Genomic DNA, 23026 nt, shown 5'->3' with positions numbered 1-23026 from the left:
TTAGCCTATTACTAAGATAGCGGCTGAGGCCGTTTCTGAACCAGAAAATTGCCACTTCTTTGGGATCACTACAACTGTCCTAAGGCCTATTCAGGGGTACAGCCTATGGGGGTAGTTCGCTGTCGGGTGGCGGTGCTTCAGCCGCCCTAGGCACGGAGGGTAGGGGATCATCGCCGTAGACTGGTTTGACCGACACCAGCTCCAGCTGATGGGGGCGCTGAGACGAAGGCTGCACCCCCTGACGGCGACGGCTGGAAATCGCTTCTTCGGTGGTTTCTTCGGCTACCACCTCATAGAGTACGGCCTGCTTATTGCCGCTGCCCTTACGCAAGATGCGCCCCAACCGCTGCACGTACTCGCGAATTGAACCGCTGCCCGAGAGCAAAATTGCCACTCTGGCCTCAGGGACATCTACCCCTTCGTTGAGTACGTGGCTGACTACCAGGGTAGGGTACTCGCCGCTGCGAAACCCCTGGAGTACCGCATGGCGCTCTTTAACCGGCGTTTGATGAGTAATAGCGGGGATCAGGAACGTCTCGGAGATTTGGTAGACGGTGGCGTTGTCGTTGGTAAAGACGATGGTGCGATCGGGGTAGTGCTGAGCCAGCAGATCGGCCAGCACTCGCAGCTTGCCCTCGGTGCCCAGGGCGATCGCCCGTGCCTCCCGGTGGGCCAGCATGGCTCGCCGCCCCCCAGCCGACTGGGCGCTGGCCCGCACAAACCGCTGCCATCCCTGGGCTGAGCTGAGCCAGATGTTGGCCTCCTGCAAAAAGCGATTGCGCTGGGCGATTAGCTGGGTGTAGCGCGATCGCTCCTGGGCTGAGAGCTTGACCTTAATCGGCACAATCTGAAACGGGGCCAGGGCATCGCCAGACAGATCCGCTGCCGATTTGGCATAGACCACTGGCCCCAGCAGGTGGGTGAGGTCGTCGTGGCGACCGTCGGCGCGGTCGGGGGTGGCGGTCAGCCCCAGCCGGTAGGGCGCGATCGAGTATTCGGCAATCACCCGGTTGAAGTCGCTGGGCAGGTGGTGGCACTCGTCGCAAATTAGCAAAGCGTACTGGTTGCCCAGGCTCTCGGCATTAATAGCGGCGCTGTCGTAGGTGGCCACCAGAATGGGGGTGCGATCTTTTGATCCCCCGCCCAGCAGCCCCACCTCCACATCGGGGAAGGCGGCGGTCAGGTGAGCGTACCACTGGTGCATGAGGTCGAGGGTAGGCACCGTGATCAGCGTCGATCGCGGCGTGGTCTGCATCGCCAGCTGGGCCAGGTAGGTCTTACCGCTGGCGGTGGGCAGCACCACCACGCCACGCCAGCGCTGGGCCGTCCAGGCCTGAAGCGCCTCCCGCTGGTGGGGGTAGGGCTCCAAACTGACCTGGGGATCGAGGTCGAGGGGAGCAAAGGTTTGGGCCTGATCGTTGAAGGGCACCTGCTCGGCCCGCAGGGTTTCGACCAGATCTCGATACTGCTGGGCCGGAATGCGAAATTTCTCGATGCGATCGTCCCAGTGGGCAAAGTCAACCCAGCATTTACCGCGCGGCGGCGGGTGCAGGATGAGCGTGCCGCGATCGTAGGTCAGCGTTGGCGTGCGCCCCATAGTGGTCCATGGTTACTGGGGGTATTGTAGCGAGCCTCACCCTCTCATTTCCTCGGCCACCGAGGCGGAGGTGTACTGTAGGCAATCGAGCCGACTGGCGGGCATGGTGAGGTAGAGCACATCGCCATCGGCCAGGGTGACGTCGAGCAGGTCGTAGCCGTGCAGCGTGCGGTGTTGACTCTCAATGTATAAAGGCACGAGCTGGGCCGTTTGGGCCACGGTCTGAATCGGCTGGTTGTAGAACGGATGGTGGGGCGTGATCAGCGTGGCGATCGCTACCCACAGCAGATCGCCAGCCATACCGTTGCCGAGAATGCGCCCGCCCAGGGCAGCGGCGGCAAAGGTGGGAGCCGCCAGATCCATCGGGCTGAGCACCTGGTCAAACTCGAAGACCTGCTGCACCTGCTGGGCAAACTCGGCATCGTAGATGCGCACCACGGCGGGCACCTGGGGGCTAATGCTGCGGGCGGTAAGGGCAATTTCTAGATTGACGGTGTCGTCGCTGGTGACCACCAGCAGGGCCTGGGCCGAGGCCAGGTTCACGGTTTCGAGGGTAGAGGTCAAATTGGCATCGGCAATCATGACCGGAATTTTGAGCGCCTTGACCGCCGGCAGAAAGCGGTTGTTGACATCCTGCTCAATGACCGCAACCTTGTGCCCGGTTTGGTGCAGATGGATGGCCGTACGATAGCCCACGCCCCCCAGCCCGCAGACAATATAGTGGTGCTGGCGAGGCATGCGGGCTACGCTCCACAGGCTTTGGAAGTGGGATCCTAGAATAAAGTCGTTCAGGAGGGCATAGCAGATGCCAATCACCCCAGCCCCCACCAGCATCATCACGGCGGTAAAGACTTTAATCGCAGCAGAGGACTCTTCAGCCACCTGTTCCTGACCGCCAGCCCCGGTGATCATGCCCACGGAAAAATAAAGGGCATCGACCCAGCTGGTGTTGAGGTTGTGCCAGAGGTAGGTAAAGGTGGCCAGGCCAATGGTAATCAGCAGCGCCAAAATTACCATCAGGGTGGCGCGGGCGCGGCGGCGACCGTGGTCGAGGGTGACCAGCAGCCGCTGCCAAAACTGAGCCACATGGCGAGACTTGAGCATGGGCTGCTGGGGCTGGGTAGCCACAACAATGCGATCGCCCACCTGCAAGACCTCGCCCGTTACCACCGCCGTCACCAGATCGATCGGTCGGCGGGCCGAGTGGTAGTGAATCAACAGCTGCGATCGGTTGTCCCACAGGGCCTTAATCGGCTTGCCGTACCAGGGGTGAGCGGCATCGATCACCTCTTCGTACATGGGCCAGGTCTGCTCAAACAGGCGCAGCTGACCGATCGCCCGATTGCCCCGCGCCGCAAAGGCAAACAGCGGGGCCGCCAGCGCCGCCGAGCTAAGGCTGACGTGGTGGGGCAGGGTGTGGTCGAGGCGCTCGCCCAGGCTGATGTTAAACAGCCGGTTAATGATGCGAATGTTGGGGTTGAGAATGCGCGCCTGGGTGAGAATCGCCAGGTTGAGGGCGTCATCGGAGGTGGCCAGCACCAGAGTTTGGGCCTGGTAAATACCGGCCTGAATGAGGGTTGTGGGCGATCGCAGCTCCCCCACAACCACATCACCGCCCGCCTCGGGCATCGGGTGGTAGCTCACCCCCACCACCCGCGCCCCCTGCTGCCGCAGCAGGCTAAAAATGCGCAGCCCGGTGCGGCCCAAGCCGCAAACAATAATCTGGGGCTGCTGGGGCGAGGGTAAATTCTGAGGCGTTAAGGATGTTACGGCCATAGCCAGCAACCACAGAGACTATGCTCTGTTGTCGAGGCTGTAGCCTAGAAACGCTGTAGCCTGAGGCACGTTGTCGTAAAAGTTTGAGCAATGGGGAAATCAAAGTAAAGTTCAAAATTTTGAACTTTGAACTTTGATTTTTCACCCCCCTCACCCTCCCCTTCGACTCCGCTCAGGAACCGGCTCATCTTCCTCACCCGCTCAATCACTGCCCCGGCGGATCCCCAATCTCCTCACTCTTGCCGCGCACCGGGGGCAGCTTTTCGACCAGGCCCATTTCAAAGGCGGTGTCGGGCAGATCGCCTGCGATGTACTTGCCCGGCTCAAACACGCGACCGGGGGTAAAGCACATCTGCCGCAGCTCCACAATTTCGGTATTCAAGAACATATCGCGCGATAAACGTCGTTCCAGGCCCATAGCGGTCTCCTATTCGTCTAGCTGCCAGAGTTCACGGTTGTAGTTTTCGTCGAGAATACGCTTGGGCCGCAAAATCAGGATGATTTTGCCCAGAATGGGGGTCTCAATTGGGCTGGGCGACCAGACCAGGATGAGCCGATCGCCCTCGGCAGTGAGAAAGTAGCCGTCGTCTTCCCAGGTGCGATCGCTGCGATCGACCACCACCAGCACCGTCTCATCGGCGGCATCGGCGGGATAGTTGGGCAACTGGCGAGACTGGGTCAGCAGGCCCACCGGGTCTTCGGCCCGAAAAATCACCTGCCAGCCGGGCACCGCAATCCAGGCGCTGGCACCATTGGCGCTGACCATGCTGAAGGGTTCTTCGGGCACCACCACTGGCACGGCCTTGAGGTCATCCATGGTTAACGGCATCTGCCCCACCACGGGGATCACGCGCGGCAGCTCGCTTTCGGTTTCGAGCCGGTAGAGGGGCAGCCGGGGAGCGGGGCGGCTTTTGACCACGGTAAAGTCGGTCAGCAGCTTCTCGATCTGCTGACGGGCGGTGGGGCTGTCGGCAAAGCGCAGCCCCTGGGCAATCAGTCGAGAGCGGTCTTGCAGGTCGTCTTTTTGGCGGGCCAGCTTCCAGAAGTGGTAGGCGATCGCATCTCCCGGCCCATCGCCAAAGCCCGGTGGTTTTTCCTTGCGGTAGGAATATTCTTTAACGGGCTTCACCAGATCGCGCACCTCGTCGGAGTCGAGCCCGTGCTGCACCGCAAAATCGGCCATAGCGGCGCGATCGCCCTGGGAGAGCACCCGCAGTTCGTAGAGCGAATCGCTGCCCTGCCGCGTGAAGTGGGCTTGGGTAGCGTCTTTTACCCCGGCTTTGAGCGCTGACTGGTAGACCTGCTCGGCCACCACAATCTGGTTTTGCTGAATCGGCTCAAACCCGGTTTCTTCAAAAATTTGCTGGGGGGTAAAGCGCGCCTTTTGCAGCGCCTGGCAGCCCTGGGCCCAGTTGACCCAGGTACCTTCCTTGCGCCGCAGCGACCGCAGAATGTCCTGCACGGCAGCGGCATCGGGGGGAGAAGAAGAACCGGGAAAAACCATTGCGATCGCCACGTCAACACTACATTCTCCCTGACTCTATCGCGGATGGCCGCCCTTCACCGCTACCCGGAGACAAAACTTGGGCCGAACCAGAAGCAAGACTTGCGCTAAAAAATAGGGGTTGACGATAGTACCCCCCTTACGTCACTATTATTGATGCGCTCAACGCTAAGATTGATGCGCTCGGGTAACTCACTCGGGGCTATAGCTCAGCTGGTAGAGCACTTGCATGGCATGCAAGGGGTCAGCGGTTCGAACCCGCTTAGCTCCATACAACGTCTCCACATACAAAAGAAAAGGGATCGGTGGACAGGCCGCCGATCCCTCAATTGCTGGTTTAGTGCCGCTGGTTTAGAGCGGCTGGCTGACAGGCGGTCTAGGGCCTAGAAGGTGTAGCCCAGACCAACAGAGCCGTTGACTTCGGTGTTGTCGTAGAACGACACGTTGACAGCACCATTGGCGACGATGCGCTCGGTGATGCGGTAGTCAACCCCACCGGTCAGCATAGGGCCGACGGAGGTAGAGCCTTCGGTCGAGACCGACAGGCCACCGCCCAGGTAGGGCAGCAGACGACCGTTGTCGGTAACGGCGTTGAAGTCGTAGGTCACGGGCAGCAGAAAGACGGTTTCGCCATCGTCGCCATTAAAATCGAGGTCGCTGATGACGCCGGGGCGCACCGAGACGTTGTCGGCGACAGTCACCTTGCTGTTAATAGAGAGGCCGACATCGTCACCGATGCCGACGCCTGCGCCGACGTAGTTGTAGTCGGTGCTAGCGTCTTGGGCGTTAGCGGCCATAGGCAGAGCAGCCATAGAAGCGGCGGTGATACCCAGGGCGATCGCGGCGATAGAACGGATTTTCATAGTCATTCTCCAATGCAAACTGTGTGTTGTTGACTGTGTTGTTGAACGGCCCACCCAAACGGCCAACGCGATGTGAGAGTCAATCCATTCGGTCAGGATGGGGATGGCGGTGAAGCAGTTGTCTTCGCTTTCGCCATGACACTGTTGTAGCGCTGGGGCCTAGGTACCCTTTAGCAAGGCCATGACACTTTGTGTAGTGGGTGATACGAGCTAAACAGTTTGGGAAATGCTACAAGTTTCTCAAGCCCTTAACCAGCAAGGGTTTAAGAGGTTAAAGCGGGAGGTGAGACTGCGATCGCCGCTGCTCCAAAAGTCGGCAACAGGGCCGTTTTTGGCAGGCAGCACCCCAACTGGCACATTCAACTGGCATAGGCTTCGGCCAAGGCGCTGCCCTGCTGTTCGGGCAAATAGAGTTTAGGCCGACAGGGGATGAGGCGAACAGGGTAATACCAAGTCCGAATCGCATAACCCCGACTTTAAACAGGCAACTGGCGTAGGGGCAGAGGCGCAGCCAGGCCGCTACGGTGTTTGCCCAGCCCATCCTGGGGTAGCCAAAGCAGATGCAGTAGTAGGTATCGAAACCGCGCAACCGGTTGAATCGTTTCTTCCCTGGTCCCAAGCTGGAATGCGTAGCGAGAGCCAATAAAACGGTTGGGTTGAGGTCTGTTAGCCAGTCTGTGCGGTTTGAGGGCCTAGCGGTGCTGCTTTTAGCCGGTAACTTAATGAGACGGCCGCAAGCTTCAGGTTTACTTCCAATTTGCCCCTATTGGTCGCTGCATAAAGGACTCATAAAGTGGGAACTATCACCTTAGACAACGCGATGTTGTCAAATTTTTGAGAAACGGTCATTTGCTGTGCACTTAAGCCAAATTCAAGTCTAGATGTGACCTGTTGTCAGCAGGAACTCCCCCATCTCGATCTGGACTTGGCACTGTAGGCCACCAGCCGCGATCGCAAACCTAGGTGACTTCACAGTTTTACTCCCAGCAGGAGCCCTGCTACAGCTAAAAAACAAGACTATTGCACCGGCAGCTTTCTAGCTAAAACCTCTTAGGCTCAATAGTCGCGTGCATTTAATAGCCTGTCCGTCTCACGTTTGTTGACAGAGCCTGGGCTACAGGTCTTACTCTTTTGCCTTCTTCATCTCAAAGCTGAATGTTATGCGGCGATTTTTTCCATCCTGGGTCAATATCAGCTTGGGGATACGCTTAGGCATTGCCTTCAGCAGTATTACGCTTTTCTTTTCCCTGGTTTTAGGGGTGGTAACCGGTGTTGTCGCCCAAAAACAAATAGTGCACGACATGGGCCAACGCCTGGCGCTCATGGCTGAACAGCTGACTAACGAAGTCGATCGCAGCTTATTTGAGCGCTACCGCGAGATTCAGATCATTGCCGAATTTGAGATAGTGCACGGGTTTGCCCAGGCCAGCGTTAACCAGCGGGCTCTGCTTGAACGCCTTCAGAATACCTACTCTGCGTATACCTGGATTGGCTTTGCCGACGAGCAGGGTGTGGTTCAAGTCAGCACCCGGGGTTTGCTCGAAGGGGTGAGCGTAGCTGAGCGAGACTGGTTTGTGAAAGCCAAAGACCAGCCCTTTGTTGGCGATGTGCACGAGGCACTGCTGCTGAGTAAGGTGCTATCCCGCCAGCCCGATCAGCCCCCGCTGCGCCTGCTCGACATAGCGGCTCCTGTTTACAGTGCCCAGGGTGACCGTCTGGGCGTCTTGGGCGCTCACATCACCTGGGATTGGGTGGAGGGCGTGGCGGCCTCGCTGCTCGATCGCTCTGCCAGCAGCAGTCGGGAGATCTTTGTTGTCGATGCCCTGGGGCAGGTGCTGCTGGGGCCTGGGGCTTGGCAGGGGCAGCACTTAGACTTGGCAAGCCTGCGCCAGGCCCAAACCCAGCCGGAGGGCTACACCATTGAGCGCTGGCCCGATGGTCGGCGCTACCTGATTGGCTTTGTCAACAGCCAGGGGTACAACAGCTATCCCGGTCTGGGCTGGACCATTTTGGTGAGCGAGCCCGTGGCCACGGCCTTTCGCCCTGCTCAAGCCCTATTCTGGAAAATTTTGCTGGGCGGTATGGGCTTAGGGAGTGGGTTTGTCGCTATTGGCTGGATTGCGGCCCAGCGCATTACCAAGCCGCTGCTGCAAATCTCAGCGGTCGCCGACCAAATTCGGGAGGGCAACCGTAGCGTGGTGCTGCCCTCGCCCAGAGGTCATAACGAGGTGACTCGGCTAACCGAGGCATTTTCGCAGCTCATGGCTAACCTGTTTGCCCAGGAGACCCAGCTGCGCCAGAGCAACGCCGAGCTGCAGTGTCAGCTAGAGGAGCGACGGCGGATGGGGCAGTCGCTGTGGCGCGGTGAAGAACAGCTGCGCCAGATTGTAGACGGGATTGAAGACTCGCTGCTGCTACGAGAAATCAGCACGGGCGAGCTGATTTACTCTAACCACCGCTTTGCCGAACTCTACCAGGATGTGGTGGCCGACAACCACCTGCCAGGAGCCTGGCTGCAGTACGTTCACCCCGACGATCGCGATTGGGTAGCCGAAAAGTTTGCGGCAGAGCTGCAGGGCAAAGCCTTTTTTGATGATGAGTACCGGTTTGTTGGTGCCGATGGAGACATTCGCTGGATCTGGAACCGCTCGTTTCCCATTCGCGATGAGCGTGGAGATATTTATCGCTACGTTGTCATTGAGCGAGACATTACTGAATTTAAGCAGGCCACGGCTGCCCTACAGCAGCTCATGGCTGGCACGGCTGCCGTCGTTGGGGAGGCATTTTTTCAGCAGCTGGTCGGGCATCTGGCCTCTGCCCTGGATGCCGACTGCGTCTATATATCCGAACGCGGGGCTGAGGAGATGCGGACCCTGGCTTTTTGGTGTGAGGGCGAGCTACAGCCCAACATCGCGATCGCGTTGACGGAGTTGCCCTGTGCTCTAGTGTTTGAGCAGGGTGTTCACCGCTGCCCCAAACAAGTGGCCCAGGCATTCCCGAGCAATCCCTTCCTGCAGCAGCTGGGGTTAGAGGGCTACGCAGGGGTGACGATGACGAATGGCGCGGGTCAGGTGCTGGGGCTGCTCTGCATTATGAGTAAGCGCCCCCTGCGCGATCGCATCGACTACATCACCATTCTGCAAATTTTTGCTAACCGGGCCGCCGCCGAGCTAGAACGCCAGCGGGCTGAATCGGCGCTGCAAAAGAGCGAGTCTCGCTTTCGGCTGCTGGCCGAAAATGTCAAAGACCTGGTCTGTCTGCACGACCTGACCGGTCGGTTTCTCTACCTCAGTCCTTCCTGTCGGTCGCTGTTGGGCTTTGAGCCCGAAGAGCTGATCGGCAGCAACCCCTACCGCCAGTGCCATCCAGAAGATCGGCCCCTGATTCGGCCTCAGTTTCAGCAGGCAGTTGAGGACCCCGCCTCGGGGCCAATTACCTACCGGGCGCGGCGCAAAGGGGGTGGCTATGTCTGGCTCGAAAGTTTGGTTAAAGTCGTCTACGAGCAGGGGGTAGCCACGTACCTGCAGGTCAGCTCCAGAGATATCACCGACCAGATGCGGGTGCAGCAGCAGCTAGAGCATGACGCCACCCACGACGGCCTGACCGGGTTGCCCAACCGCAGCCTGCTCTTAGAGCGCCTAAATCTGGCCATCAGGCGGGTGCAGCGGGATGATGAGGTCAGCTTTGCGGTGCTGCTCATCGATCTCGATCGCTTTAAGGTGATCAACGACAGTCTGGGTCATGAGGCGGGCGATCGCCTGCTCAAGCTGATTACCCAGCGGCTGGGGACGGCGATCCGGGGGATTGACCTGGCGGCGCGGCTGGGCGGCGACGAGTTTGTGCTGCTGCTGGAAGACACCGATGGCCTGGCGGCAGCGGTGCGAGTAGCCGAGCGCATCTTAGCGAGCTTTCAAACGGCGTTTGCCCTGGGTTCTGAGGCGGTGGTGGTGGGGGCCAGCATTGGCATTGTGCTGGGCGATCGCAGCTATAGCGACGGCATGGATATCCTGCGCGACGCCGAGATCGCCATGTATTCAGCTAAGCAAAACCACCACTCGGGCTACGTTATTTTTAACCAGGCCATGCACCAGCAAGCCCTGCAGCGCCTAACGCTAGAAAACGCGCTGCGCGTGGCCCTAGAGCAGCAGGAGTTGGCCCTGCGCTACCAGCCCATTGTCGATCTAGCCACCGGCCACCTGGTGGGGTTTGAGGCGCTGGTGCGCTGGCAGCACCCCGAGAAAGGCATGATCTCTCCGGCCGATTTCATCCCCATCGCTGAAGCCACGGGGCTGGTGGTGCCTCTGGGGGCGTGGGTGCTCAAAACCGCCTGTCAGCAGTTAGCCGACTGGCAGCGCCGCTTTCCCGGCACGGCGGCCCTCAAAATGAGCGTTAACCTATCTGTTCAACAGCTGCAAGAGGCCAACCTGGTGGCCCAGGTACAGCAGGTTCTCGCCGACACAGGGCTGGCGGGGCAGTGCCTGGCGCTCGAAATTACCGAGAGCATGTTTATGGCCGATATTGAAGCCATCAACGGTCGGCTGCAGCAGCTCAATGACCTGAATGTGCAAATCAGCATAGACGACTTTGGCACCGGCTTTTCATCGCTTAGCTACCTGCATCGCCTGTCGGTCAACAACCTCAAGATCGATCGCTCCTTTGTCAGCAACTTGTTCGAGAGCCAGCGCAATCTCAACGTCGCCAGAACCATTGTCAACCTGTCTCAGCACCTGGGGTTGACCACCATTGCTGAAGGCATCGAAACCCCCGAGCAACTGCAGCAGCTGCAGGCGCTAGGCTGCCAGCTGGGCCAGGGATATTTGTTTAATGCCCCGGTCACTCAGGCGGTGGCAGAAAGCCTGCTAGCTGAGCTAACCGTGGTTCAAGTGGCCGAAGCCTAAGACTTGTTGGGCTTGCCGGTTAGGTGAAACGAAGCGGAACTCAACAGCAGTCAGCCTTGTTGGGTTCTGCTATCGCGCCACCCAACCTGCGGACTACCGACCCCTAAGGTCTGCCCTGGCTGTTGATGGCGGCGTTGATCTGGGTAAAGATTTCCTCAAACAGCTGAGGCGGTGCGCCGCCCGGAATCAGCAGGTCATTCATGATGAAGGAGGGGGTGCCCTGGAGCTGAAGCTGTTCGGCCAGGGCCAGGTCTTGCTGAATGGCGGCTTCGGCTTCGGCGCTGGCGCGATCGCGGTTAAACTGCCCCATATCTAGCCCCATCGCTTCGGCCAGCTCAAGGTAGAGGTCTTCGCCCAGGCGGTTTTGGTTCACAAACAGGCCGTCGTGGTAAAGCCAAAACTGCCCCTGCTGCCCCGCCGCCCAGGCCGCCCTGGCCGACGGCATCGCCTCTGGGTGAATTTGGGTGAGCGGAAAATGCTTGTAGACGTAGAGAATGTCGTTTTCGTGGTTGCCGACAAACTCCTTCATGTGGCCCGCCGCCACGGCGCAGTAGGGGCACTGAAAGTCTGAGAACTTAAACAGCACAATCGGCGCGTTGGGGTTGCCCTTGGTGGGCGAAGACCCAATCAGGCTGGCCCGATCTTTCGACATAATCACGTCGGTAACGATAGCCTGGTGGGCTTCAGGGCTATCGGGGGGGCTGGCCTGGTTGCGGCGAGGTACCAGCAGCAGCAGCGGAATCAGCAGACCGACCACCAGAACCCCAGCGATGCCCCACATCAGCCGCTTGGAGTTACGCATCCGCGTCAGAAGGTTGTCCATGGCCGGTGTCCCCGTGCTAGCGCCACCCCTATCATGCCGCTCTGGGGAACACCCTGCCACTGCTAACCGCGCTACCGCCCTCGCTGGCTCAGCGGTGACGGTTTGCCCTGGGTAGAGGGTGCACTCAGTCGGGGCACCTCCTGGCAGATACTCTGCCAAAAAATATCTCGCAGGCGGCGTCTCGCCCGCGAAGCCCGCTGGCGCAAAGCAGCTTCTGTGGCGGCGGCGTGCCCCTGGGCAAGGAGCCACTGGCTGATTTCGCTCCACGACCAGTCGCGCACGGTGCGCAGATAGAGCAGACAGGTGCCTTCGGGGTCTTCCTGATGGAGCAGATGCAGGGCCTGATAGAGCAGATCCAGCTCTTCGACGATGATCTGCTGCTGCATCAGGTTGAGGCGCAGGTCGGGCAGGGCCGCCTCCATCACCTGGGGGTCGGTGGCGCTAGCCCGGTGCTTGCGCTTGCGTTCGTAGATGACGTGAAACGCGGTTGCCTTGAGCCAGGCGTAGGGGTTGCGAATCACCTCCCCCGCCTGGAGCTTTTTTTTGCCCCGCAGGTAGGCCTCGTGCAGGATCTCGTAGGCCTCGTACTGGGTGCTGAGGTGATACTGGTTGAGGGTTCTCTGAATCGCGCTTAGGATGGTGTAAGTATAGGGATTGTCTTGGCCGAGAATGTCACTCAGCGCCTGATCGAAAACGTCTTGGGCTGGAGCATCGGCGGGCAAGCGGAACTCATTAAAACCACTAGTGTCGTCGGATTGGCTCATATTCCCTTTGGCGTTAGGTGAGGCATCACTCACTTAATAGGTGATATGAGCTGCTCCAATGTGACAGCGCAAATTACGAAAACTGCCGCCAAAAAAGGTTTTAAGAAACGTAACGCTCCCCTGTCACAACCCTGAGCCTCAGATCACTAACACACTAGCGCGGCGATCGCTGGGCCTGGTTCATTAAACCGGTTTGGCTGGCTGGCGCTCTGAGCTTCTAAACGGGTTTACCCTGGCTAGGTGCTCGGTGGGTTTGTGCTTTCTGCTTTCCCTAACCAAAGGCACGCGAGGAGTAATGAACACAGAACGCGCAACGGCACTCTCAACAGCACCCCTAGACGATCCGCTGATGGTAGACGATTCTGCGGATCCGGGTTCTACGCTGGCGGCTTTGCTGCAGGCCCAGGGAGAGAGCCCTTTCGACAGGCTGGGGCAGGCGTTGCGGCAGCACCGCTCTACCCTAATCGACTACTGCACCCTGGCGCTGCAGCCCACCCTCTCCACCGACGATGAAACCCGTTTGGGCCAGATTTTGGCCCAGGCGGTAGATGACTCCCTGCTCAGCTTTTGGCTCGATGAGGCCGACGGCTGGGTGGGCGAGCAGCTCAAGCTGCTGCCTGAAGACGCGGTTAAGCAGCAGCAGGGTAAGCTGCGGCGAATGATTGGTCAAACCTGGGTCGATACGCTCTGGCACGATTTGCAGCACCGAACCAAGGCGCTACAGGCCTACCTCAAACGGGTGGGGGTCTACAGCGGGGCCATCGACGGCATTCTGGGACCCAGGACCCAGCACGCGATAGAATCTCTCAAGATGGAACCCTTCAAAACAGAATCTCTCCAGGCAATATACTCCGACGATTTGCCGTTGGAATACCTTTAGACCCTGGCTATTGGCAGCAACAGGAGCAGCATGAATCAGGTAGCGGTAGAGGCGGGCAGGCTGCGGCAGGCGCTGATGGGGCTGGTGCTGGGTCTGGTTATGGTTTTGGCCGTTACTCTGGGCGGTGGTGGGATGGGCGGTGGTGGGGCGATCGCCGCCGCTGCCCCAGCCGACTCCCTCACCGTTCACCTCGGCACCGCTGACGGTGGCCTGCGCTTTGAGCCCAGCCAGCTGCAGTTTGTGGTCGGCCAGCGCTACAGGCTGGTGCTCGATAACCCCAGCCCTGAGAAGCATTACTTCACCGCCAAAGACTTTGCCGACGGCATCTGGACCCAGAAGGTGCAGGCCGCTGGGGTAGAGGTCAAAGGCGCAGTCCACGAGCTAGAGCTAAAGCCAGGGGCGATCGCCGAGTGGGTATTTGTGCCCGAGCGCCCCGGTCGGTACGAGCTGCACTGCGCGATCGCAGGCCACGCCGAGGCCGGTATGGTTGGTCAGCTCGACATTGTGGCCGCCAGCCCTTAACGAGGCTCGACCCAATTGCTCGACCCAGGGCAGCGTTTTGAGGCAGCTTGAGGCAGCCTTCAGATCCAGGCCAGACAGTGGGGCGGCCCTGGGTGCCCGTGTTTTAATAGAAGCAGGCCTGGGTTATGGTTGACAGCCCTCGCCGCCACAACAATCAGGGACACCGCATCGCTACTGTGTCGCCCCTACCCCTGCCTGGAGATGACCTTTTCAAGCCCTTCTGGCGCTCCTTTGCTCAATACTTCCAGCCGTCGCCTTACCCTGCAAGCGGCGCTCAACCAGGTGGTGTCGCAGGAGGCGCACCGCAATGAGCTACTGCTGGCCTACGTGCGGGCTGGGGTGCTGTTTATTTCGCTGCTGCTGGATGTAGCGGTATTTTTGTTTCCGCAGGTGCTGCTGGGCAAAGACTCCGTGCCCCCCACGGTGGTCATCATCAGCATCTGTGCCAACCTCTTTGCCCTGGGGCTGGTGGCCATCTTGCGCCAAGGCCTCTCTATGGAAGCCCTGCAGCGCTGGCAGGTAATCATTCCCATTTTTGACAACCTGCTGCTGTGGGCGTTTATCACCAACATTTGGCGAGTGCTGGGGGCAACCCAGCCGCTGATTGTGACCAACGTGGTGGCTTTTTGCAGCCTGGTAGCCGTGTCTGGGGGGCTGCGGCTCAGCCGTCGCGCCGCCTTGCTCACCTCACTCTTGGCCCTGGCTAACTTTGGCTATGCGGCGGCGCTGTTTGAGCTCAATCTGGCGCTGGCGCTGTTTGCCGGCATTACTGTTTTTGGCACGGGCTTTTTGGGTATGCGGATAGCGGTGATCGTGCGCCGCCACGTCAAAAACGAGTCGGGGCGGGTGCTAATGGCCCAGTTTTTGCCCAAAGCCGTAGTGGAAGCCGCCTTTGAGTCGCCGCTAGATTTGCTACAGCAGCCCCAGAAATGCAGCGTGACCGTCGTGGTGACCGACCTGCGCGAGTTTACCCGCTTTGCTGAAGCCCTAGAGCCCCAGGCCGCGCTCGATTTTCTCAATCGCTACCAGGGGGTGCTGGCTACCATCGTCGAGCGCCACGGCGGCTGGGTTGATAAATTTATGGGTGACGGCATGCTGGCGGTATTCGGTGCCCCCGACCCGCTAGAGAACCACGCCCGCAGTGCCCTCACCGCCGCCACGGCTATGGTGCGAGAGGTGAAGCAAATTTCACCGTTGGCTATGGGAGTAGGGGTACATTCGGGGCCGGTAGTGGCGGGCTGTCTGGGGGCTGTCGGGCGGCTAGAGTTTACGGTGATTGGCGATACGGTCAATGTGGCGGCCCGGCTAGAAGCGTTGACTAAAACCCTGGGCCATTCCCTACTGGTCAGCGAAACAACTCAGCAGCAGGCGGGCTCGTTCCCGCTGCGGTCAATTGGGCGGCATGCCCTGCGCGGTCGGGCCCAGACCCTGGAGCTATTTACGATGAAATAAATTGCTGGACGCTGACCAGTTTGCTCAGGCCAGTTCTGACCGTCTGTCGCCAAGCCTAGGGCCGAAAATTGGCGTATAGCCGTTGCCCATAAGCTGCTGGCGCAGCCGTTTTACCGTTGTGGCAATGGCTATGCTAATACTGGTGCACTAAGCTAGAGAGCTGAAGCTATTCCCTCAGATAGAGGTTCGTGGTCGGCTGCTGTGGCATTTCTAAGATTAGGTTCCGTCTCCCTAACCGTTTACTCCTTACTTGCCGTTGCGTCTCGGCTGTACCGCTGGGTTTCGGTATCTGGAGTTCTCGGTACTATAGCGATAGAGCACCGCACCGATAGTCCTAAACTAAAGAATGCCTCCGGATCCTTCCCATGAACCTTTCGCTATTCTGGCTGTAGACGACTCTTCAGACAACCTGTTTCTGATCGAGTCCATTTTAGATGACCCTGAGTACCGCATCACCTGCGTACAGAGTGGTCAGGCGGCTCTAGAGGTCGTGGTACAAACGCCACCCGACGTAATTTTGCTCGATGTGATGATGCCGGGGCTCGATGGCTATGCTGTCACCCAGCGTATTCGAGACAATTCTAGCCTGCCCTATATTCCCATTTTGCTGATTACGGCCCACGACCAGTCGAGCCTGGTGCAGGGCCTAGATGCCGGAGCCGATGATTTTATTCGCAAGCCGGTGGATGTCAACGAGCTGCGGGCTCGGGTGCGATCGCTGCTTCGCCTCAAGCGCAGTATCGATGCCCAGTCGAATATGATTCGCCAGCGCGACGACTTTGTGGCTCGCCTTACCCACGACCTGCGTACGCCGCTGGTGGCCGCCAACCGCATGCTGAAGCTGTGCGAGGGCGATGCCTTTGGCCCCATGCCTGAGGACGGCAAGCATGCGATCGCCACCGTGGTTGACAGCAACCGCCACCTGCTCAGCATGGTAAACACTCTGCTGGAGGTGTACCGCCACGAGGCGGGGCACAAAGCGCTAACGCTGTCGCCGGTTGACCTGTTTAAGCTGACCGAAACGGTAGTCATGGAGCTAGCTCCGATGGCGGCTGAAAAAGGGCTGACCTGCCTGCTCTGCCGCTCCGACTGGGTTGATGCCGTACCGCCCATTGCCCATAGTGACCTGCGATCGCCCGGTGCTGGCTCAGGGGTGACATCCCCTGAGGCGACAACATCCCTAGACAACGCTGCGGGGACGGCGACGCTGGAAAGCGACGCTTTTGTGGTGATGGGTGACCATTTAGAGCTGCGCCGAGTGATTACCAACCTGATCGGCAACGCGATCAAATTTACCGACTCCGGCAGTGTGACGGCCACCCTGGGCACCACCTCACGCCCCCCGGATGGGGTAGATCTGCCTGACTCCGACAGTCTGGCCTGGGTTTGGGTCAGCGTCGCCGATACCGGCATTGGCGTGCCTGAGGCCGAACAGCAGGCCGTGTTTGAGTGGTTCCGCCAGGGTAATCAGGCTCGCTCAGGCCACGGCCTGGGTCTGCACCTGTCGCAGCGAATTGCTCGGCTCCACGGCGGTATCATCACGCTAGTCTCTGAGGTTGACCACGGCAGCTGTTTTACCCTTTATCTGCCGAAGTCGTCGGAGAGTTGAACCGTCGGGGGCCAGGTATCTGTACTCAGCATAAAACGTAGGCCAACTGCGCCCTCAGCCCAGGTTTAGTAGCATAGGGGAAGATCCCGTCATCTATGCAGAGCAACACTATGCGCATTGGCCTGCCCAAGGAAATCAAAGATCAGGAGTTTCGCGTTGGGTTGACCCCGGCAGCGGTGCAGAGCCTTGCTCAGCAGGGGCATCAGGTGATGGTTGAGACAGGGGCCGGGGCCGGTTCTGGCTTTAGCGATACTGACTATCAGCAGGCGGGGGCTAAGCTAGTCGCCGATGCCGCCACCGCCTGGGGGCAGGAGATGGTGGTCAAGGTCAAAGAGCCCCAGCCTTCGGAGTACGGGTTCTTTCGCTCCGATCTGATTTTGTTTACCTACCTGCACCTGGCGGCAGAGCGATCGCTGACGGAGGCGCTGATGCAGAGCGGTATCGAGGCGATCGCCTACGAAACCGTGGTCGGCCCCGACGGCAGACTGCCCCTGCTTACCCCCATGAGCATTATTGCCGGTCGCCTCTCGGTCCAGTTTGGGGCCCGCTACCTGGAGCGGCAGCAGGGTGGGCGAGGGGTGCTGCTGGGCGGTATCCCTGGTGTGGCCCCTGGCACCGTGGTGATTTTGGGCGGCGGCGTGGTGGGCACCGAAGCCGCCAAGATGGCCGTCGGCCTGGGGGCCAGGGTGCAAATTATCGACCTCAACGTCGAGCGGCTGGCCTACCTCGAAACCCTATTTGGCTCCCGAGTCGAGCTGCTCTACAGCAGTTCTGCCCAGATCGCTACTTCGGTGCCCCAGGCCGACCTGCTGATTGGGGCGGTGCTGGTGCCCGGTCGCAAAGCCCCCACCCTGGTTTCTAGAGACCTGGTAGCCACCATGCGCCCCGGCTCCGTAATTATCGATGTCGCGGTCGATCAGGGCGGCTGCATCGAAACCCTGCGTCCCACCTCCCACAGCCAGCCTACCTATGTCGAAGCGGGCGTGGTGCACTTTGGTGTACCCAACATGCCCGGTGCCGTGCCCTGGACGGCCACCCAGGCGCTCAACAACGCTACCCTGCCCTACGTGCTCAAGCTGGCGCACCAGGGGATGGCTGCCCTGGCCACCGACAGCGGTTTGCACGGCGGCCTCAATGTGTCGGCGGGGAAACTCGTTCATCCCGCCGTGCGCGATGTTTTCCCCGATCTGGCTGCCCAACCTGCTGAGCTGGCTGCCCTTTAGAGGTCGCCTGCATGAACCCTGTATAAACAATGTTGATGTGATTCGCGAACTCTAAAGGGCCTTTCGCGATCGCGACTACGACGCCTCTCTCAGCATCACCACGCCAGATCTGGAGTGGATTCAAAAGACGGGACTCGATGACCTGATTCGGCGTTTGAGGCCTCATGTAGGCTCAGTTCACCACCGCGCTGCCGTGGGCGCGAGGGTCATCATTGACCGCGCTTCTAGATACAACATCGCCCTCGATCGCCGACAGGCGGCCAAAGTTTTGCTGGTGGGGCAGCGGAGCCTCGGCAATCAGGGCGTCGAGATTGTCGCTGAGAATCTCGCGGGGCTGCTCACCGATGGCTACCGCGATCGGGCTACCGTCAGCCCTGGAGTAAACAAAGTGGGGAATGCCCTCGACCCGGTAGGTCAGCATTTCGGGCAGCCACTTGTTGTTGTCGATGTTGAGCATGACAAAGTTGACGCGATCGCCGTAGCTGTCGCGCAGTTCGGCCATGTCGGCGGCCATGGCCTGGCAGCTGGTGCACCAGTTGGCGTAGAACTCCAGCAGCGTCGGTTTGCCGTTGGTCTGGGCCTCTTCAAAGGGCACCGCGCTAGCCGCCAGCGCGCTCAGCGAGGGCACCGCCGACTGGGTGCGAATGCCCAGGAACATAGCGGCGGCCAGCACCACGGCGGCCACCGCCACAATCAGGTTGCGAGCGCGGCTGGGGGCAACATCTGACGTTACAGGCAGGTTGTCTGGCATAGGACGAAAACTTTAGTTGGCTAAGACTGGGGGTTAGAACTGGGCTGCAGAATGACGTGGCTAACCGAACTCTCCGGTTAGGATAGAAACAGCCCGCTAGTTTTAGTGTAAAAGAATCGCGGTGTTGAGTCGGCGATGAAAAAAAGAGTCAAGCTGATTTTCCCCAAGCGATCGGTGCATATGCCGATCACCTATCGGCTGGCCAAAGACTTTAACATCGCCGCCAACATCATTCGGGCCCAGGTTGCGCCCAACCAGGTGGGCACCCTGGTGGTCGAGCTGTCGGGCGATATTGACCAGCTCAACGACGCCATTGACTGGCTCGAAGTGCAGGGTATTGAGGTGTCTGGGGCCAGCGGCGAAATTGTGGTCGATGAAGACCTGTGTGTGCACTGCGGTCTGTGTACGGGGGTATGCCCAACCAAAGCCCTCACCCTCGACAGCGAAACCTACCGGCTCACCTTCTCGCGATCGCGCTGTATTGTCTGCGAGCAGTGCGTGCCCACCTGCCCCGTGCAGGCTATTTCCACCAATCTGTAGCCCGGCTGAGGCGCGATCGCCATGCAACAAGACCGCTCACTCCGCACGCTGATCAAGGTTCACTGGCTCTCCTGGACGCTGATGGTCCTGGCCCACGTCACCTACGGCGGGTTTTTGCACGATCGAAACGCCGGACCCACGGCCTGGGCCGTCAGCGCAGTGCTAGCCATCTGTGGAGCCGGTGCGATCACTCTATTCTGGCCGCTGATTCGCCGCGTCATTTTGCTGGGGTTTCAGTCAGATATGGGCTACTTTGTGATGGCTCTGAGCGTGGCCTCCCTGGCGGTGGTGGCCGTGACGCAGTTTCAGGTGTTTGCCTATTTCGCCATGCTGTTGGCCGTATCGCTGCTCGCCCGGGTCGACAATCTGATTTTGGGCCTAAAAGATACCGCGGCTTTTTTCCTGCTGGCGGGGCTGGCCCTGCTGGGGCTGGCCCTGAGCTGGCTGCCTCAGCTGCTGTGGGTGGCTGACTAGGGGAGCGATACCGCTGGAATCGGTTCAGGCCTATTGCCGCCCTCCAGAATCGCAATGGTGTGCTTCGTTGCCCTGCCCCCGTCCCTGTGTAGGATGGTTAACAGGTCTTGTCTTTGTATACAGCGCCAATGGTATACAGCGCTAAAGCGAGAGGGCTAAGCCAGGGCTTGATGCCCAAACTGATGTAGGGCTAAGACCGTTTTATTGACGCTAGTTAAGGGGTTTACGCATGACGGCTGCCAGCACGCAATCGATTCCGGCCTTTTGTGAGGGCATTCAACATTTCGGGGAACTGCCCCCCGAGTTCGCCGCCTATGGGCAGGCGGCGGCGATCGCGCCCGAGCAAACCGCCATCACCTCATCCAGCGACCCCGCTGCCGTCTATCAAACCCTGCTGGCCGCCGATGCCCTGCGCTACCTCACCCTGCAGGTGACCGCCAGCAAAGAGTCGGGCCACCCCGGCGGGTTTGCCAGCATTGCCGATGCGATCGCATCCCTGGTCATGCTGGGCCACAAGAATATCGTCACCGAAGTTGGCCACCACGCCCCCGGCTTTTACAGCAACGTGTTCTTAGACCGCTCCCTAGAGGCTATGGGCATTGAAACTGTGCAGCAGTTATGCGATCGCTTCCGCGAAACCCACGGCCTGCTGGGCCACCTGTCGGGTCAAATCCCCGGGCTGCTGGCCCCGGCTGGCCCCCTGGGTCAGGGGCAGCACTTTGCCATGGCGGGGGCCAAGCTCCACCCCGGTGTGCTCTTCCCTGTCACCATTGGCGACGGCGGCCTGGGTGAGCCCTACATCATGAGCAGCTTTGGCCACTTCAACACCGCCTACCCCAGCGTCACCAACTTCCTGCCCATCCTGGTCTGGAATGGCTTCTCCCAGGAGCACCACAGCATGGTGTCTACCAAATCAAATCAGGCCATGATCGACTACTGGCGCGGCAATGGCTTTCAAGAAGTGGTGCTGGTCGATGCCAAAGACTACGACGACGCCAACCAGCCCGGCGACTACGTCGACAGCACCGCCTTTTCGTTTCCCCAGCGGTTTGCCTTTACCCAGGCGGTGCTAGAGGCCACCGACAAGGCCGCCACGCTAGCCCTAGGCGGCACCCTCACCGTGCTCATCGTGAAGCAGCTCAAGGGCGCAGGTGTCCACAAGCGGGGAGCCCAGTCCCACAACCTCTACCCCGGCGACTCGCTGCAGCGCGACTACATCGTCAGTGCCCTGACCAGCCGCGCCCTGCACCCCGACGCCTGGCACCTGGTGCGCACCAATTACGAGCGCTCTGGGGGTGGCCCCGGAGCTAAAACAGCGGTGACAGAAGCGGTCTTACCCCTGGCCGACCTGGGCACCCTGCCCCTCAACGAGTTTCCGGTCGGGGGCGATAAGCAGGTGGCCACCACCGCTATGGGCGCGCTGGTCGGCTATGTGGGTCAAAAAGACGCCCAGTTTGTGGTGACCAACGCCGATGGCAACGCCGCCTCTGGCATCAACAACATCAACCAGGCGCTCAAAATCATTCACCCGACCGCCGATGACACCTACTTTCAGCAGCCCCACGGCCAGGTCTACGAGCCCCTCAGCGAAGACGCCTGCGCTGGCTTAGCGGCAGCCCAGGCCCTCTTTGGGGGCCGCACCCTGTGGTGCTCCTACGAATCGTTTGCCGTCAATGGTCTACCCATTTGGCAAACCGTCACCCAGGCGATGGCCGAACTGCGCCGCCCCACCCCCTCGACCATCACCCTGTTTACCGCTGGTGCCCTTGAACAGGGCCGCAATGGCTGGACCCACCAGCGCCCTGAAATCGAAAACTACTTTGCCGGTATGATGCGCAACGGCAACGTGTATCCCCTATTTCCCACCGATGCCAATAGCATCCAGGTCTGCTACGACTGGGCTCTGGGCACCCGCAATAAAGGCGTTACCATTACCGCCAGCAAGTCGCCCCTGCCGGTACGCACCACCTTTGAGCAAACCCGTCAGGCGCTGGCCGAAGGAGCTGTTGAACTAGCCACCTGGCCCGGCGACAAAACTGTGGTGTTTGCCGTCGTCGGCGACATGACTCTGCTGCCGGTGTTTGAAGCCGCCGAGCAGCTAGCCGCCAGCGGCATCGGCAGCCGCATTGTGTCGGTTGTTAACCCCCGCCAGCTCTACCGCCCCACCGATGTCGCCTGGGACCTGTGTGCTGAGCCCGACGACACCTTCCTGAGCGATGCCGGGTTTACGCGCCTGTTTGGCGGCGACGCGCTGATGGGGGTAACCGGCGGCTCCAGCGCCGTGCTAGAGCCCGTCATGCTGCGCAGCACCGCCCCCCGCGATACCTTTGCCTGGAAGCGAGGCGAAACTACCGCCAGCGCTGGGCAGATTATGGCGCTCAACGGGCTGACGGCCGCTAATTTTGTCGCCAGGGCTAAGGCGCTGCTGCCCTAACTTCATAGATTAATCGCTACTTGAGCCCAAGAGTCAAGAAAGCGGGGAGGCATATGCCTCCCCGCTTTCTAAGTAGCGCATCTACCGTGATGCTTTAAACGCGATGCTGAACCCCTGACTCAAACGTCTGGATGGACCATTAGGGTTGAGGAGGTGCTTCGGCTTCCTGGGCGCGAATGTAGTTCAATACCTCTGTGGACGGAAACAGCCGCACCTGATCTAGCTGAGCGTCGAGTTCTGGGTCGTCGTTGCTGGTCATGGTAGCCAGCAGCCACTCTAAAGAGAGCACCTGAACCACCACGTTGTCGGCTGCCTCAGCGTTGGTCTCTTGATAGCGATCGAGCAGGGTCTGCAAATCGTTGCGCGAGAAGAACATGGGTAACGAGGCTTCACCGTCTTGATTGATAGTCAGATAAGGACCATCGGCACCCTGGCGGGCAATAAACAGTGGCACCCCCTGAAAATCAGACTGCAGCTGGGTTGCCGTCTCTAGCTCACCGCCAATGGGCAGATACAGTAGGGGCACTTCCTCACTATCGCTGAGCACGGTTTCCTGGTAGAGCGTACCCAGGTCAACCAGAGCCACTTCAGCGCTAGGGTCTTCTTCTTGAGCGCGGGCTAAAAATTCTTCAGCGGCGGCCCCGTCGATAAATACAACTGGCACTTTCACTTCTTGGTCATTGACCTCAGCGGCCGCCGTGAGGGGTTGGCCATCGGAGTTCAAAATAATGAAGACTGGCACCTGTTCGAGCTTGTCGACAATGGCCTCTTCACCTAGGGCAACGGCGGGCAGGGGCATTACCAGGCCACCCCCTAGCAGGCTGCCGCTAACCAAGGCGGTAATCAGGGGGAGAGGCCGTAAAAGGGAGGAAAATAGCTGTTGCATAGGGATTTCGTCGCAGTTAACGGTAAGGGG

General features: G+C 59.8%; 18 protein-coding genes and 1 tRNA gene. 10 read left to right on the top strand and 9 right to left on the bottom strand.

The genetic code is table 11. The features are described from left to right. Positions 1-103 precede the first annotated feature (103 nt). The 4 genes from ACQ4N7_RS05435 to ACQ4N7_RS05420 form a co-directional block, all read right to left on the bottom strand. Entirely contained in the window at positions 104-1597 is a 1494-nt protein-coding gene (locus ACQ4N7_RS05435) for a DEAD/DEAH box helicase family protein (RefSeq protein WP_430710595.1), read from the bottom strand. A 36-nt stretch (positions 1598-1633) separates the two neighbouring features. Further along, on the bottom strand, positions 1634-3373 hold the full coding sequence (locus ACQ4N7_RS05430; RefSeq protein WP_430710594.1) for a potassium channel family protein: 1740 nt from the start codon (positions 3371-3373) through the stop codon (positions 1634-1636). A gap of 205 nt (positions 3374-3578) precedes the next feature. After that, entirely contained in the window at positions 3579-3791 is a 213-nt protein-coding gene (locus ACQ4N7_RS05425) for a hypothetical protein (RefSeq protein WP_430710593.1), read from the bottom strand. Positions 3792-3800: 9 nt separating this feature from the next. Next, entirely contained in the window at positions 3801-4877 is a 1077-nt protein-coding gene (locus ACQ4N7_RS05420) for a RuBisCO accumulation factor 1 (protein WP_430710592.1), read from the bottom strand. A 198-nt stretch (positions 4878-5075) separates the two neighbouring features. On the opposite strand from ACQ4N7_RS05420, the gene ACQ4N7_RS05415 reads away from it, so the two are divergent. After that, positions 5076-5148 (top strand) — tRNA-Ala (locus ACQ4N7_RS05415). 112 nt (positions 5149-5260) lie between these two features. On the opposite strand, the gene ACQ4N7_RS05410 is transcribed toward ACQ4N7_RS05415, so the two are convergent. Then, positions 5261-5740, bottom strand: a complete 480-nt coding sequence (locus ACQ4N7_RS05410) for a hypothetical protein (RefSeq protein WP_430710591.1) — start codon at positions 5738-5740, stop codon at positions 5261-5263. Between the two features lie 1301 nt (positions 5741-7041). On the opposite strand from ACQ4N7_RS05410, the gene ACQ4N7_RS05405 reads away from it, so the two are divergent. Beyond that, on the top strand, positions 7042-10638 hold the full coding sequence (locus ACQ4N7_RS05405; protein ID WP_430710590.1) for an EAL domain-containing protein: 3597 nt from the start codon (positions 7042-7044) through the stop codon (positions 10636-10638). 103 nt (positions 10639-10741) lie between these two features. On the opposite strand, the gene ACQ4N7_RS05400 is transcribed toward ACQ4N7_RS05405, so the two are convergent. Then, positions 10742-11461 carry a DsbA family protein gene (locus ACQ4N7_RS05400; RefSeq protein WP_430710589.1) on the bottom strand — a complete coding sequence of 240 codons (720 nt, stop codon included), beginning with the start codon at positions 11459-11461 and terminating at the stop codon, positions 10742-10744. A gap of 71 nt (positions 11462-11532) precedes the next feature. After that, positions 11533-12225 (bottom strand): RNA polymerase sigma factor, encoded by a 693-nt coding sequence (locus ACQ4N7_RS05395; RefSeq protein WP_430710588.1) that lies wholly within the window; start codon positions 12223-12225, stop codon positions 11533-11535. A gap of 295 nt (positions 12226-12520) precedes the next feature. On the opposite strand from ACQ4N7_RS05395, the gene ACQ4N7_RS05390 reads away from it, so the two are divergent. From ACQ4N7_RS05390 to ald, 5 genes are all read left to right on the top strand, one after another. Further along, a complete protein-coding gene (locus ACQ4N7_RS05390; RefSeq protein ID WP_430710587.1) occupies positions 12521-13105 on the top strand; it encodes a peptidoglycan-binding domain-containing protein in 585 nt (194 codons plus the stop codon). 30 nt (positions 13106-13135) lie between these two features. Next, complete coding sequence (locus ACQ4N7_RS05385; protein WP_430710586.1) at positions 13136-13627, top strand: multicopper oxidase domain-containing protein; 492 nt, start codon at positions 13136-13138, stop codon at positions 13625-13627. Between the two features lie 201 nt (positions 13628-13828). Next, complete coding sequence (locus tag ACQ4N7_RS05380) at positions 13829-15079, top strand: adenylate/guanylate cyclase domain-containing protein (RefSeq protein WP_430710585.1); 1251 nt, start codon at positions 13829-13831, stop codon at positions 15077-15079. 346 nt (positions 15080-15425) lie between these two features. Further along, positions 15426-16688 carry an ATP-binding response regulator gene (locus tag ACQ4N7_RS05375; protein WP_430710584.1) on the top strand — a complete coding sequence of 421 codons (1263 nt, stop codon included), beginning with the start codon at positions 15426-15428 and terminating at the stop codon, positions 16686-16688. Positions 16689-16798: 110 nt separating this feature from the next. Further along, entirely contained in the window at positions 16799-17911 is a 1113-nt protein-coding gene (gene ald, locus ACQ4N7_RS05370) for an alanine dehydrogenase (protein WP_430710745.1), read from the top strand. Positions 17912-18083: 172 nt separating this feature from the next. Here ald and ACQ4N7_RS05365 read toward each other — a convergent pair whose 3' ends face one another. Further along, complete coding sequence (locus tag ACQ4N7_RS05365) at positions 18084-18662, bottom strand: thioredoxin family protein (protein ID WP_430710583.1); 579 nt, start codon at positions 18660-18662, stop codon at positions 18084-18086. 135 nt (positions 18663-18797) lie between these two features. Between ACQ4N7_RS05365 and ACQ4N7_RS05360 the strand changes: the two genes are divergently transcribed. The 3 genes from ACQ4N7_RS05360 to ACQ4N7_RS05350 all read left to right on the top strand — a co-directional run bounded on the left by ACQ4N7_RS05360 (position 18798) and on the right by ACQ4N7_RS05350 (position 22110). Then, positions 18798-19202: an NIL domain-containing protein gene (locus ACQ4N7_RS05360; protein ID WP_430710582.1), complete on the top strand. Its 405-nt coding sequence runs from the start codon at positions 18798-18800 to the stop codon at positions 19200-19202. Between the two features lie 21 nt (positions 19203-19223). Beyond that, positions 19224-19676 (top strand): hypothetical protein, encoded by a 453-nt coding sequence (locus tag ACQ4N7_RS05355; protein ID WP_430710581.1) that lies wholly within the window; start codon positions 19224-19226, stop codon positions 19674-19676. A gap of 229 nt (positions 19677-19905) precedes the next feature. After that, complete coding sequence (locus ACQ4N7_RS05350) at positions 19906-22110, top strand: phosphoketolase (RefSeq protein WP_430710580.1); 2205 nt, start codon at positions 19906-19908, stop codon at positions 22108-22110. 139 nt (positions 22111-22249) lie between these two features. Here the strand turns inward: ACQ4N7_RS05350 and ACQ4N7_RS05345 are convergent, their stop codons facing one another. Further along, positions 22250-22996: a Tic22 family protein gene (locus ACQ4N7_RS05345; RefSeq protein WP_430710579.1), complete on the bottom strand. Its 747-nt coding sequence runs from the start codon at positions 22994-22996 to the stop codon at positions 22250-22252. Positions 22997-23026: the final 30 nt, after the last annotated feature.

This window comes from Nodosilinea sp. AN01ver1 (genome assembly GCF_050565655.1).
In the GTDB taxonomy this organism is placed as follows: Bacteria; Cyanobacteriota; Cyanobacteriia; order Phormidesmidales; family Phormidesmidaceae; genus Nodosilinea.
The sequence above is the reverse complement of the archived record's forward strand: the minus strand, read 5'-3'. Positions and strand labels throughout refer to the sequence as shown.